This is a genomic window from Thalassospira povalilytica (assembly GCF_002844235.1).
Classification (GTDB): Bacteria; Pseudomonadota; Alphaproteobacteria; order Rhodospirillales; family Thalassospiraceae; genus Thalassospira; species Thalassospira povalilytica.
Window position 1 is genome coordinate 941045 of record NZ_PGTS01000001.1, and the last position, 12948, is coordinate 953992.

A 12948-nucleotide genomic window follows, 5' to 3' on the forward strand; every position below is an offset into this window, starting at 1 on the left:
CGGTATTTGATGAACCACCGGCAGGATGGAAATTTCGGGAATATTCGGGTCAGTCGATCGTGATCGCATCACCCGGGGTGATGGTCACATCGTCAAGGGCCTCGACATAGACACCCATATAAAGGTGGTTCACGCCCTTGCGCAGCATCAGGGGCACATTGATGTCGGAAACGGCGGTGTCGGGATTGACACTTGTTGCCTTGCACCGGGTGATCGGGTGAATGACCCGGAATGATCCGCCATTGATCTTTATGATCTGGCCTTCTTCCCATTCCAGTTCTTTCCACGGATCAAGTCCGTCAATCAGCAAATTGCCACGGAACCGCATGGGATCGACTTCGCCCTGGACGATGCGGGTGGCGAAATCGCGGATGGATGCCAGATTGAGAAGCGAAATATAGGGTTCGCGCATATCGCCAAATTGGGTTTCAGGTGCGGAATAGATTTTCGGCGTGCCAGCGACGTCGTTTTTCAGAAACGCCTTGAGGAAATCCTCGATCACGGTGCGGCCCATGGCATCGTCAAGCTTGCCCTTGCAGATTGCCCGGCCATTTCGCAAAACCGTCAAGGTCGCGGTGTCCTGATCATATTCGGTGCCAAGTTCGGCCAGTTTGGGGGTGTTGACCAGTTGCAGGAAGTTGCTTTTGCGCGCCCATTCCCGCACACCGTCTTGTCCCAGCGATGACTGGGTGGCGACGACAAACCGGCGGTCATCGGCAAGCATTTTATGCGCCGTGATTTTGGCGTCTGGCATATCGATGCCGCGCATTCCCTTGACCGGGTATCGTTTGATGGCTTTGAGCTCGACCGTCATGGTGTGTCTTCCTGTATGGCGCTTGGGCATGGTATCGGTTCGGGGCGGAATACATGCCGTAAACGGTGACGTTAATTCGTTGTTTTGCCAAGAGCAACCCCAACATTCATACATGTTTCAGGGCAGTCCGAGCGTCTCTGGAATAATGACAGAATTCCGTGTTGCGGCGCACAAATAATTCTTGCAACTTTTGTAGGGGTATATGGTTGCAAACAGGCTAGAGTGAGACATATCAATGTTGTCGCTGTTGAAATAATCTATAATTTTAGAATTCGGCAATGACGCCAAGGCCGTGGATGCTTCAAAGAAGGTCCACATCGTATGGATACTGTTGACTCAAGGAGTGGCAGGAATGGAATTCGAAAAGTTTACGGACCGGTCCAAAGGATTTCTGCAGTCTGCGCAATCGCTTGCGCTGCGTGAAAACCATCAGCAATTTGTACCGATCCATCTTCTGAAAGTGCTGCTGGATGACGAAGAAGGTCTGGCAGCCAATCTGATCAAGGCAGCTGGCGGTAAGCCCAAACTTGCCCAGGAACGCTGTGCGCAGGAACTGGCAAAATTGCCAAAGGTTTCCGGCGGCAATGGTCAGATTTACCTTTCGTCGGAATTTGCCCGTCTGATTGATCAGGCACAGGAAGTCGCCAAAAAGGCCGGTGACAGCTATGTCACGGCTGAACGGCTGTTGCTGACCATCGCACTTGATCCGAAATCGACCGCGGGCAAGGTTCTGGCGGATGCCGGTGTAACCGCACAGGGCCTTAATGGGGCGATCAATGACATCCGCAAGGGCCGCACCGCAGACAGTGCGGGCGCGGAAAATCAGTATGACGCCCTTAAGAAATATGCCCGTGACCTGACCGAGGCAGCGCGCGAAGGCAAACTTGATCCGGTCATTGGCCGTGACGAGGAAATCCGTCGTGCCGTTCAGGTCCTGTCGCGCCGGACCAAAAACAACCCGGTAATGATCGGTGAACCCGGTGTCGGTAAAACCGCGATTGCCGAAGGTCTGGCATTGCGCATCGTCAAGGGTGACGTGCCCGAAACGCTTAAGGACAAGAAACTTCTGTCGCTTGATCTTGGGGCGCTGATTGCCGGTGCCAAGTTCCGCGGCGAGTTCGAGGAACGCCTCAAAGCGGTCTTGAGCGAAATTGAATCAGAAGCCGGTCAGGTCATTCTGTTCATTGACGAGCTGCACACCCTTGTCGGGGCTGGCAAGGCCGAAGGTTCGATGGATGCATCCAACCTTCTGAAGCCGGCACTGGCGCGCGGTGAGCTGCACTGCGTTGGTGCGACCACGTTGGACGAATATCGTCAGCATATCGAAAAGGACGCGGCACTGGCCCGGCGTTTCCAGCCGGTCTTTGTATCCGAACCATCGGTTGCCGACACGGTATCGATCCTGCGCGGCATCAAGGACAAATACGAACTCCATCACGGGGTCCGGATTGCCGATACCGCACTGGTGGCCGCTGCAACGCTTTCGAACCGCTATATCACGGATCGTTTCCTGCCTGACAAGGCGATCGATCTGATGGATGAGGCATCATCACGTCTTCGGATGGAACTTGATTCCAAGCCCGAGGAAATCGACGAACTTGATCGCCGTATCATTCAGCTCAAGATCGAACGCGAGGCCCTGAAAAAAGAACAGGACAGCGCGTCACAGGATCGTCTTGGCCGTCTGGAAAAGGAACTGGCCGAACTGGAAGGCAAATCGGCCGAACTGACCGCGAAATGGGAAGCCCAGAAAAAAGAACTGGCGGCATCAACCCATATCAAGGAACAGCTTGACCAGGCGCGCGGTGAACTTGAACGCGCCATGCGTGATGGCAAACTCGACCGTGCCGGACAGCTTCAATATGAAGAAATCCCGGCCCTGATGGCATTGCTTGAAAAGGCCGAAAATGATCCGTCGCGCGGCATCAAGGAAGAAGCGGTAACCGAAAAACATATCGCATCGGTGGTATCGCGCTGGACCGGTATTCCGGTGGACAAGATGCTTGAAGGTGAACGTGAAAAACTTCTGGAAATGGAAGACACGTTGCGCAAGCGGGTTGTTGGTCAGGATGACGCCGTGCGGTCGATTTCGAACGCGGTGCGCCGTGCTCGTGCCGGGCTTCAGGATCCAAACCGACCGATTGGTTCGTTCCTGTTCCTTGGCCCCACCGGGGTTGGTAAAACCGAACTGACCAAGGCGCTGGCACAGTTCCTGTTTGATGATGAACAGGCCATGGTGCGGATTGATATGTCCGAATTCATGGAAAAACATGCGGTCGCGCGTCTGATCGGTGCGCCCCCGGGCTATGTCGGTTACGAAGAAGGCGGTTCCCTGACCGAAGCGGTACGGCGGCGTCCGTATCAGGTTGTGCTGTTTGACGAAGTCGAAAAGGCACATCCCGATGTGTTCAACGTCCTGCTTCAGGTTCTTGACGAAGGTCGTCTGACCGACGGGCAGGGCCGGGTTGTCGATTTCCGCAATACGCTGATCATTCTGACCTCGAACCTGGGCGGTGAAATTCTTGCCAACCAGCAACCGGGTCATGACAGCGGCGAAGTCCGCAATCAGGTCATGGAAATTGTCCGGGCATCGTTCCGTCCGGAATTCCTGAACCGTCTGGATGAAACCATCCTGTTCCATCGTCTGGCCCGCGAACAGATGGGCAAGATCGTCGAAATCCAGCTTGGCCGTCTTGAGAAGCTGCTGTTTGATCGCAAGATCGATCTCAAGCTTGATGATGCTGCCAAGGACTGGCTGGCAGAAAAAGGGTATGACCCGATTTACGGTGCGCGCCCGCTTAAACGCGTTATTCAGCGTTATCTGCAAAACCCGCTGGCGATGCAGATCCTTGAAGGCGCGATCAAGGATGGCGATACCGTGCCGGTCTCGACCGAAGGAAGCGATCTTTTGCTGAATGGCAAAAAGGTCGAGGTGGTTGAATAACCCCGCCTGACATTACAAATGCAAAACCCCGGCATATGTCCGGGGTTTTGTCTTTTTCGGGTCATGATTACCCGGCACTATCGGTTTGCGATAAGATAGACAGATCAGACAATATACAACCACGTAAACGACCGGGACATCACATGCAGTCAAAACCGTTTTCATCCATGCAGCGCCTTGGCGCGATCGCACTTGGTGCGCTTGTTCTTTCAACCGGGATGTCCCAGCCATCTGTGGCGCAATCCTTTTTTGACAAGGCCAAGCAAACGCTTGGCGATGCCTTGAATTCATCGGGATCAGGCAATTCGTCAGATGCCACGAGTGCGGCGGTTTCGGCCCTGTCATCGGATACGGTGGAGCAGGGCCTTAAACAGGCGCTTGATATGGGGGTTGATCTTGTTACCAGTCAGCTTGGCGCGACCGATGGCTTCAATGCCGACCCGGTGGCCCATATCCCGCTTCCCGAAAGTGTCAAATCCGCCCAGAAACTTTTGAGTGCCGCCGGGCTTGGCAGTTATGCCGACGAGATCGAGCTGCGCATGAACCGGGCGGCCGAACAAACCATGAGCGATGCGGGGGATATCCTGGTCAATGCGGTCAAACAGATGACTGTTGCCGATGCCAAGGGCATCCTTGAAGGACCGGATGACGCTGCAACCATCTATCTGCGCCGTGTTGCCGGTTCGGACATCGAAGGGCGCTTGCGCCCGGTTATTACCGATGCGCTGGCCGATACCGGTGCCCTGTCGCTTTATGATCAGATGGTCGGGCAATATGACACATTGCCGTTCGTCCCCGATCTCAAGGCGTCACTGACCAACCATGCGACGGAAAAGGCGATGGACGGTCTGTTCCATTACATCGCGCTTCAGGAAGCAGACATTCGTTCCGATCCGACCCGCTGGACGACAGATATCCTCAAAAAGGTTTTCTCGGCCGCGCAATAGGGGCATTGGAGCCGGGGCCGTGGATGCAAACAACCGGTTTTGATCAGCGGTATTGTTCGGGAAGGTCTTCCCAGCGATCACGCATGTCGGCAAGGGTTTCGTCGGGAACCTGATGGATGCTGCCGAATTTGCCGTGGCATTCGACGATCAGAAGTTTGATATCAAGCTGTTCGGCCATGTCGATATAGGCCTTCATTTCCCAGAACCGGGTAAAGGTGTTTGAGACGATGACATTCCTGCCATCTGTCAGGGCCTCGTGACATTTGGCTTCGCATTTGGCGTGGGTGTGCCGAAGCCGGCGGATGTCAAATTCATAGAAGCCCTGACGGTCGACCATGAACATGTCGGCTTCCAGATGTAGCGCGCCGGTTGCCGATGCCAGATGCACGGCCAATGTTGATTTCCCTGATCCGGGAAGACCCCGGATCAGGGTTAGTGTTTGAAGCTTTCCGTCTTTGACGCCAGGCATTTCGACAGTTACTGGCCTTTGCGCTTGCGCTGATAAAGGCCATCAAGCTGTTTGCCATAGGCTTCGCGGATTTTATGGCGACGGATTTTCATCGACGGCGTCAGCATTTCGTTATCGATGCTGAACGGGGCTTCGGCGAACATGAAGCTGCGGACCTTTTCAATCGTCGACAGGCGTTTGTTGACGCGATCAATGGCATCACGGATGGCTTTGCGGAAATCTTCGTTTTTCGCCAGCACATCGATATTGTTTTCAATCGAATTGTCGCGGGCGAATTCGCGCATGAAGTCTTCTTCCGGCCAGACAACCGCCACCAGATAGGGCAGGGCATCGCCATAGACCATGGCCTGCGAGATTTCGGTCTCAAGCGTCATCAGGCCTTCGATCCGCTGGGGTGAAATATTGTCCCCGCCGGAATTGACGATGATGTCCTTCTTGCGATCGGTGATGATCAGGCTGCCTTCTTCGTCAAACATGCCGATATCGCCGGTATGAAGCCAGCCATCAACAATGGTTGCTGCCGTCACATCGGGCAGGTTCCAGTAGCCTTTCATCATGCTTTCGCCGCGGAGAAGGATTTCGCCATCCGGGGCAATCTGTACCTCTGCGCCGACCATGGGCGGACCAACGGTGCGCAGTTTGTTGTTTTCGGCACGGTTACATGAAACAACCGGGGCGAATTCGGTCTGGCCATATCCCTGCAAAATGCGGATACCGCACGATACAAACAGAACACCCAGTTCATAGTTCAGCGGCCCGCCGCCCGATACCATGGCCTTGATGCGGCCACCGAAACGTTGGCGCAACTTGCGCCGCAACAGCAATTCACATGCAAGGTTCTGAAGCTTTTCCACAAATGTCAGGCGCTGCTTTTCGTAATTCTTGCGCCCAAGACGGAGTGTCAGTTCAAACAGCTTCTGTTTGATGCCGCCTTCTTTTTCGACCATGCGGCTCATGCGCTGATAAAGCATTTCATAAAGACGCGGCACCGCGGTCATGATGGTCGGGCGGACTTCGGCAAGATTGGCCGCAAGCTTATCAAGGCTTTCGGCATAATAGATCTGCGCGCCGATACTCATCGGGAAATAAAGCCCGGCTGTATGTTCGTAGGAATGCGACAGCGGCAGGAATGACAGGAAGATTTCATCTTCGATGCCAAGGGTATCAATGATGTCGAATGCCCCCATGCAGTTCGACAGGATTGCCCCGTGCGCAAGCATCACACCCTTGGGCGAACCGCCGGTACCCGACGTATAGATCAGGCAAGCCAGATCATCGCGTTTGATCCCGTTGACCCAGCTGTCGATATCATGCGCAAGACCGCGCCCCTTGGCAATCAGGTCATCCCACCGTGAAATGGTGATATCGCCAACAAAGCTCTGTCCCCATTCTTCCATCATGATGGCGTGACGGCAGCGCCCGCTATCAAGGGCGGCATGCAGGAAGGGCTGGGCGAGTTTCTTGGTCGATATGATGGCAATGGCCGCACCACTGTCTTCGATCGCGTGCAAATGATCGCGTTCGGTATTGGTGGTATAGGCCGGGACTGTCATTGCACCCACGCACATGATGGCAAGATCGGCAATCCCCCATTCCGTGCGGTTTTCCGACACCAGCAAAACCCGGTCCCCGGGACGCACGCCGATATCATAAAGCGCACGGGCAAGGGCGCGGACCTGATCGGCCGCCTCAAGCCAGGTGGTGGGGACAAATTCATTGGTTTCGCTGTTTTTGGTCCAAAGAAACGGTGCGTCACCATATTTCTTGGCCTGTGCGAAAAACATCGAGGGCAAGTTTTGCCAGTCGGCATAATCCTGCAAGCTCGTCATGACATTTCCTTGCCTTGTTATCTTTTCCCGTGGTCGGCAATCTTTGGGTTGCCCTGTACTGGTTGTTCTCTTCAAATCGTTCAGATCGCGCAAGATGCAAGCTGGACCAATTTAAATGAACGTTCCAAGACAATTTTGTTATCAGGGATTGCATCGTTTGGCAGCCTGAAAATGACGAAATTTGCGTCTGCCGGAATGCTTTTCACAAAGAACATTGAATTTTCGGGAAATTTTTCACGCAATCGTGCCGGCGATGACGTGATCTGAACACATTGTCGGGCCATCTTCATGACGGTTTGCTGTTGTTCGGATCGACGGTAACGATATGATCGGTTGGATCGCCCGGAAATCGATCCGCATTCAGGGCTGGTGATATGGCATCAAGCAGCTATATATCGGTATCGGGATGTGACTGCGCGGCATGCGGATCATGACGGCGCAGAACGGGGCGAAAGCAAGAGATTAGTCTGGAGGACAAATGAACGCGATCAACAAGAATTTGCCGACCTGGGATCTGACGGATCTCTATAACGATCCAAAAGACCCCGCTATCCGGCGCGATCTTGATGATGCAAAAAATCGCAGTCAGGCGTTCCAAAAAAGCTATCAGGGCAAATTGAACGATCTGTCGGGCGACGAACTGGCAGGCGCGATTGCCGAATATGAAGCCATCAGCGAGATTTGCGGTAAAATCGGCTCCTTTGCACAGCTGCTTTATGCCGGTGACAGTGCCGATCCCGCAATTGGTCAGTTCTATCAGTCGGTTCAGGAAGAAATGACGGCGATTTCAAGCCTGTCGCTGTTCTTCGGGCTTGAGCTGAACCGGATCGAAGATGACGCGCTTGATGCGAAATATGCCGAAAGTGCGGAGCTGCGCCGGTATCGCCCGTGGCTGAATGAAAACCGGGCCTTCCGCCCGCACCAGCTGTCTGACGAAGTCGAACAGGTTCTTCATGAACGCCGTGTCGCCGGATCAAGCGCCTGGGTGCGCCTGTTTGATCAGACCATGGCCGATCTGCGCTTCCCGATTGATGGCAATGAGCTGACCATGTCGGACGCATCAAACATGCTGTCCTCGACCAAGGTGGAAGATCGCAAAAAGGCCGCCAAGGCAATTGGCGATGTTCTGGGCAAGAATATCAAGCTTCTGGCGCATATCACCAACACCCTTGCCAAGGACAAGGAGATTGATGATCGCCTGCGCAAATTTGCCACCCCGGTATCGTCGCGCAACCTGTCCAACCAGGTCGAAGACGAAGTGGTTGATGCGCTTAACACCGCCGTTAAAAACAGCCATGCCGATCTGTCGCACCGTTATTATCGCCTGAAGGCAAAATGGTTCGGTGTCGATCAGCTTGATTACTGGGACCGTAACGCGCCGCTTCCTGATGACGATGATCGTCAGATCGATTGGGAAACCGCACGGTCGACCGTGCTTAAGGCTTATGGTGAATTTTCACCGGAACTGGCCGCCGTTGGGCAGAAATTCTTTGATAATCCATGGATCGATGTGCCGCCGCGTGCCGGTAAATCATCGGGTGCCTTTGCCCATCCGACCGTACCGTCAGCCCATCCCTATTTGCTGCTGAACTATCACGGCAAAACGCGTGATGTGATGACCCTTGCCCATGAACTGGGCCATGGTGTGCACCAGGTTCTGGCCGGTGAACATGGCTACTTTCTGTCTGATACGCCGCTGACCCTTGCGGAAACCGCATCGGTATTTGGCGAAATGCTGACTTTCCAGTCGATGCTGCGCTCGGAAACCGATCCGAAGATGAAACGCATCATGCTGGCCGGCAAGGTTGAGGATATGCTCAACACCGTCGTGCGTCAGATCGCGTTCTTCGAGTTCGAAAAACGCGTCCATGACAAGCGCCGCGAAGGTGAATTGACCGTTGATGAGATCTGCGAGATCTGGCTTGCCGTACAACATGAAAGTCTGGGCGATGCCATCCGGTATGAGGACGAGTACAAATATTACTGGTCCTACATTCCGCACTTCATCCATTCGCCGTTCTATGTGTATGCCTATGCCTTTGGTGATTGCCTTGTGAACTCGCTTTATGATGTTTACGAACACGCCGAAGACGGCTTCCAGCAGAAATATCTTGATATGCTGAAAGCTGGGGGCACCAAACATCACAAGGAACTTCTGGCACCGTTCGGTCTTGATGCATCCGACCCGGCCTTCTGGCAACGGGGTCTGAACATGATCAAACGCATGATCGACGAGCTGGAGGAGCTTTCCTGACATGAATGCAGACGACGATGATTTTACCCCACCTTCCGAAGAAAACAGGTTTGGCGGGCGGGTTCGTCGTTATGCAAGGGTGGGGGCGTCGGCCGGGAAACTGGCCGCACGCCTTGCCACCGGAAAGGTGTTCGGCGGCGAAATTGATCACGCCAAATATGCTGCCGAACTGACCTCGGCCCTGGGCGGGTTGAAAGGCCCGCTTATGAAAGTGGCCCAGATCCTTTCAACCATCCCCGATGCCCTGCCCAAGGAATATACCCAGGCCCTGGCACAGCTTCAGGCCGATGCGCCCAGCATGGGCTGGCTGTTTGTCAAACGCCGGATGCGCAGTGAACTGGGGGCGGGATGGCAATCAAATTTCACTGAATTCAGCCACGATGCGGTGGCCGCTGCATCGCTTGGACAGGTGCATAAGGCAACCCTGCCCGACGGGCGCGACGTGGCCTGCAAGCTGCAATATCCCGATATGTCGGCAACGGTTGAGGCCGACCTTAAGCAGCTTCGCGCCGCCTTTGCGATCTATAAGCGCTATGACAGTGCGATCGATGCTGAAAATATCCAGAACGAACTGACTGCACGCCTGCGCGAAGAACTTGATTACGCCCGCGAAGCCAAACATATGCGCCTTTATGGTCACATGCTGGCCGGTGAAAATACCGTGCATGTTCCCGAACCGGTAGACGGGCTGACCACCGGGCGGCTTTTGACCATGACCTGGCAAAACGGACAGAAGTTCCAGAAATTCCTTGATAGCAATCCCGATCAGGATGCGCGCAATCAGGTGGCGCTTAACATGTTCCGGGCCTGGTATGTGCCGTTTTACCGTTATGGCGTCATTCATGGTGACCCGCATCTGGGTAATTACACATTGCGCGATGACCTGTCGGTCAATCTTCTGGATTTTGGCTGTATCCGAATCTTCAAGCCCGATTTCGTCAAGGCAGTGATCACGCTTTATGAAGCCCTTCGTGACGAGGACGAGGAAAAGGCCGTTTCCGCCTATGAAAGCTGGGGCTTTGAGGCGCCGTCACGCGAACTGATTGATGTGCTTAATATCTGGGCCAGCTTTGTTTATGGCCCGATCCTTGATGACCGCGAACGCAAAATGGGCGAAACCAATTCGGTTGCCTATGGCGCGGAAGTCGCCGCCAAGGTCCATCAGGAACTGCGCCGTGTCGGCGGGGTCAAGCCGCCACGTGAATTCGTGCTGGTCGATCGCGCCGCTGTCGGGCTGGGGGCTGTGTTCCTGCGCCTTGATGCGCATGTGAACTGGTATCGCCTGTTCCATGATCTGGTGGGCGATTTTGATGTCTCTGAACTCGAATCCCGTCAGAAAAAGGCCCTTGATCTGATCGGGCTGGAACGCCCGGAAGATTGATAACCCGCTTATAAGTCGCGACGATTCGTGGTTCGAGGCGGCGGAATCGGGGCTGGTTTTCGCCAAACAGATCGATGTTTGATCGCATCCGAGACAAAAAACACTTCCGTTTCTCACGCGAACGATAAGTTTTTTTGCGAACTTTTTCATAATTCAAGCGTTCCCAGATCAATGCCAGTCAGGCATTTGATGCAGACTTGCGCGTTTGTTTGTAAGATAATGTTCACTTTCTGCGTGGGGTGAAAATAGGGGAAACTGCTGTAAATCAACGTTCTATTGTGTGATGGTGCGGATCAAGACCTGTTCCGTTACGGAAATAAAATGTGCGAAAATCCGCACATAACGCAATTTCGCGGTTGTTAATCGAAATTCAGTTAAACTGATTTTTTATAGGTTTTTGATATTGTGGTTGTTGGTGGGAAATCGCATCTTGCTTTCAACGCAGACATGGCGGGGCGTCATTGATTGTTTGTCCTGAGCACCAATGGCGGGTGGGACCTGACATGTCACCAAGGCTTTATGCCTCGGAATGCGTGGTGGGAAAGTGGGCGGTTTCTTCTGCGTTAGCTGGAAGAACCGCCTTTTTTCTTTCCGGGCAAGGGTGCCGGTAGCCGGATCAAAACAGAATGCGTGATGACATTCTGAAACCGGTTACTTCGCAATAACAACAAGAATTACCGTGCTTACCATTACATTAGGGAAGGAGGTCTAACGCGATGAAACTGGCCGTTCCAAAGGAAATATGGCCCGGAGAGAAGCGCGTTGCCGTCACACCAGAGACCGTCAAGAAGCTGAAGGCTCTGGGGTTCGACGTCGCAATTGAGGCTGGTGCCGGAATTGACGCCGCCATACCGGATGATCGCTTTGTCGATGCCGGTGCAACCATTGCCAAGACAATGAAAACGACCGTGAAGGATGCCGATGTCATCTTCAAGGTTCGCCCACCTGTCATTGATGGCAAAACCAACGAATTGACGGCTTATAAAAAGGGGGCTGCTGTTGTTGCCCTGCTTGAGCCCTATGACCGCAAAGACCTGATCGATGCGATGGCCAAGGCCGGGGTTGATGGCTATTCCATGGAACTGATGCCGCGTATTTCGCGCGCCCAGTCGATGGATGTTCTGTCGTCGCAATCCAACCTTGCCGGATATCGCGCGGTTCTTGACGCCGCCCATGAGTTCGGCCGGATCTATCCGATGATGATGACGGCTGCCGGCACCTTGCCGCCCGCCCGTGTTGTTGTGGTCGGGGCCGGTGTTGCCGGCCTTCAGGCCATTGCAACGGCCAAGCGCCTTGGTGCCGTTGTGTCGGCATTTGACGTGCGCCCGGCGGTCAAGGAACAGGTCCAGTCGCTTGGCGGTACCTTTATCGAAGTCGAAGACGACAATGCATCGGATGCAGAAACCTCTGGCGGCTATGCCAAGGAAATGTCGGACGACTATAAGAAAAAGCAGGCCGAGAAGCTCAAGGAAGTTCTGGCCAAGACCGACATCGTCATTACGACCGCGCTTATTCCCGGCCGTCCGGCCCCGGAAATTGTCACAGCCGACATGGTTGCAGGCATGAAGCCGGGCTCGGTGATCATTGATCTGGCTGCGGAACGCGGTGGCAACGTTGCCGGTGTGAAGCTTGGCGAAACGGTTCTGACCGACAATGGCGTCAAGCTGATCGGTCCGGCAAATATCACAAGCTCGGTCGCGACCGATGCAACCGCGATGTATGCCAAGAACCTTTTGAACTTCATTACCCTTTCTGTCGACAAGGACAAGGGCGCACTGGTGTTTGACGGCGAAGACCAGATCATCGCCGAAACCAGGCTCACCCACGACGGAAAGGTCGTCCATCCGAAATTCGGCGGGGAGGAGGTCGCAAATGGCTGATCAATCCGTAGCCCAGAATGCAAATGAACTGCGTGATGCCGCCCTTGGTCTGGCAGAAAAGGCTGCAAAGCTTGCCGACAGTCTGGCAAGTGGCGCAACCGACGCAGCAAACACCGCCACGGTCGCAGTCCAGGGAACGGGCGTCAGCCCGACGGTTCTTGGTCTGACCGTGTTCGTACTGGCCTGTTTTGTCGGCTATTACGTGGTATGGAAAGTCACCCCGGCCCTTCATTCACCCCTGATGGCGGTTACCAACGCCATTTCGTCGGTGATTATTGTCGGTGCACTTCTTGCAGCAGGCCCGGTGGAGATGAACTTCTCCAAGATGATGGGCTTCATCGCGGTGGTGTTGGCATCGGTCAACATCTTTGGCGGCTTTATCGTCGCCCAGCGCATGCTGCATATGTTCAAGAAAAAGAAGTAGGGGGAA

The 12948-nt window shown here is 54.2% G+C and carries 9 protein-coding genes; 6 read left to right on the top strand and 3 right to left on the bottom strand.

What is annotated here, in order from left to right; genetic code table 11:
- Positions 1-49 precede the first annotated feature (49 nt).
- Entirely contained in the window at positions 50-814 is a 765-nt protein-coding gene (locus CU041_RS04065; RefSeq protein ID WP_101245829.1) for an MOSC domain-containing protein, read from the bottom strand.
- A gap of 352 nt (positions 815-1166) precedes the next feature.
- On the opposite strand from CU041_RS04065, the gene clpB reads away from it, so the two are divergent.
- Positions 1167-3758, top strand: coding sequence for an ATP-dependent chaperone ClpB (gene clpB, locus CU041_RS04070; protein WP_068519673.1), 2592 nt, complete (start codon positions 1167-1169; stop codon positions 3756-3758).
- Positions 3759-3901: 143 nt separating this feature from the next.
- Complete coding sequence (locus CU041_RS04075; RefSeq protein WP_101245830.1) at positions 3902-4705, top strand: DUF4197 domain-containing protein; 804 nt, start codon at positions 3902-3904, stop codon at positions 4703-4705.
- A gap of 43 nt (positions 4706-4748) precedes the next feature.
- On the opposite strand, the gene CU041_RS04080 is transcribed toward CU041_RS04075, so the two are convergent.
- Both CU041_RS04080 and CU041_RS04085 read right to left on the bottom strand, forming a co-directional pair.
- Positions 4749-5174 (bottom strand): ATP-binding protein, encoded by a 426-nt coding sequence (locus tag CU041_RS04080; RefSeq protein ID WP_101245831.1) that lies wholly within the window; start codon positions 5172-5174, stop codon positions 4749-4751.
- Between the two features lie 8 nt (positions 5175-5182).
- A complete protein-coding gene (locus CU041_RS04085; RefSeq protein ID WP_101245832.1) occupies positions 5183-7003 on the bottom strand; it encodes an AMP-dependent synthetase/ligase in 1821 nt (606 codons plus the stop codon).
- A gap of 478 nt (positions 7004-7481) precedes the next feature.
- Here CU041_RS04085 and CU041_RS04095 point away from each other — a divergent pair, with 478 nt between their 5' ends.
- From CU041_RS04095 to CU041_RS04110, 4 genes are all read left to right on the top strand, one after another.
- The gene (locus CU041_RS04095; RefSeq protein WP_101245834.1) at positions 7482-9257 is read left to right on the top strand and encodes a M3 family oligoendopeptidase; all 1776 of its coding nucleotides are present in this window, start codon (positions 7482-7484) and stop codon (positions 9255-9257) included.
- Between the two features lies 1 nt (position 9258).
- On the top strand, positions 9259-10638 hold the full coding sequence (locus tag CU041_RS04100) for an ABC1 kinase family protein (RefSeq protein WP_101245835.1): 1380 nt from the start codon (positions 9259-9261) through the stop codon (positions 10636-10638).
- Positions 10639-11354: 716 nt separating this feature from the next.
- Positions 11355-12518 carry a Re/Si-specific NAD(P)(+) transhydrogenase subunit alpha gene (locus CU041_RS04105; RefSeq protein ID WP_068519679.1) on the top strand — a complete coding sequence of 388 codons (1164 nt, stop codon included), beginning with the start codon at positions 11355-11357 and terminating at the stop codon, positions 12516-12518.
- Positions 12511-12942 carry an NAD(P) transhydrogenase subunit alpha gene (locus CU041_RS04110; protein WP_068519680.1) on the top strand — a complete coding sequence of 144 codons (432 nt, stop codon included), beginning with the start codon at positions 12511-12513 and terminating at the stop codon, positions 12940-12942. The genes CU041_RS04105 and CU041_RS04110 overlap by 8 nt, the downstream gene beginning before the upstream one ends.
- Positions 12943-12948: the final 6 nt, after the last annotated feature.

Excerpts from the sequence above, each read along its gene's own strand:
- CU041_RS04065 (WP_101245829.1), bottom strand. The coding sequence starts at position 814 with ATGACGGTCGAGCTCAAAGCCATCAAACGATACCCGGTCAAGGGAATG.
- clpB (WP_068519673.1), top strand. The coding sequence starts at position 1,167 with ATGGAATTCGAAAAGTTTACGGACCGGTCCAAAGGATTTCTGCAGTCT.
- CU041_RS04075 (WP_101245830.1), top strand. The coding sequence starts at position 3,902 with ATGCAGTCAAAACCGTTTTCATCCATGCAGCGCCTTGGCGCGATCGCA.
- CU041_RS04080 (WP_101245831.1), bottom strand. The coding sequence starts at position 5,174 with ATGCCTGGCGTCAAAGACGGAAAGCTTCAAACACTAACCCTGATCCGG.
- CU041_RS04085 (WP_101245832.1), bottom strand. The coding sequence starts at position 7,003 with ATGACGAGCTTGCAGGATTATGCCGACTGGCAAAACTTGCCCTCGATG.
- CU041_RS04095 (WP_101245834.1), top strand. The coding sequence starts at position 7,482 with ATGAACGCGATCAACAAGAATTTGCCGACCTGGGATCTGACGGATCTC.
- CU041_RS04100 (WP_101245835.1), top strand. The coding sequence starts at position 9,259 with ATGAATGCAGACGACGATGATTTTACCCCACCTTCCGAAGAAAACAGG.
- CU041_RS04105 (WP_068519679.1), top strand. The coding sequence starts at position 11,355 with ATGAAACTGGCCGTTCCAAAGGAAATATGGCCCGGAGAGAAGCGCGTT.
- CU041_RS04110 (WP_068519680.1), top strand. The coding sequence starts at position 12,511 with ATGGCTGATCAATCCGTAGCCCAGAATGCAAATGAACTGCGTGATGCC.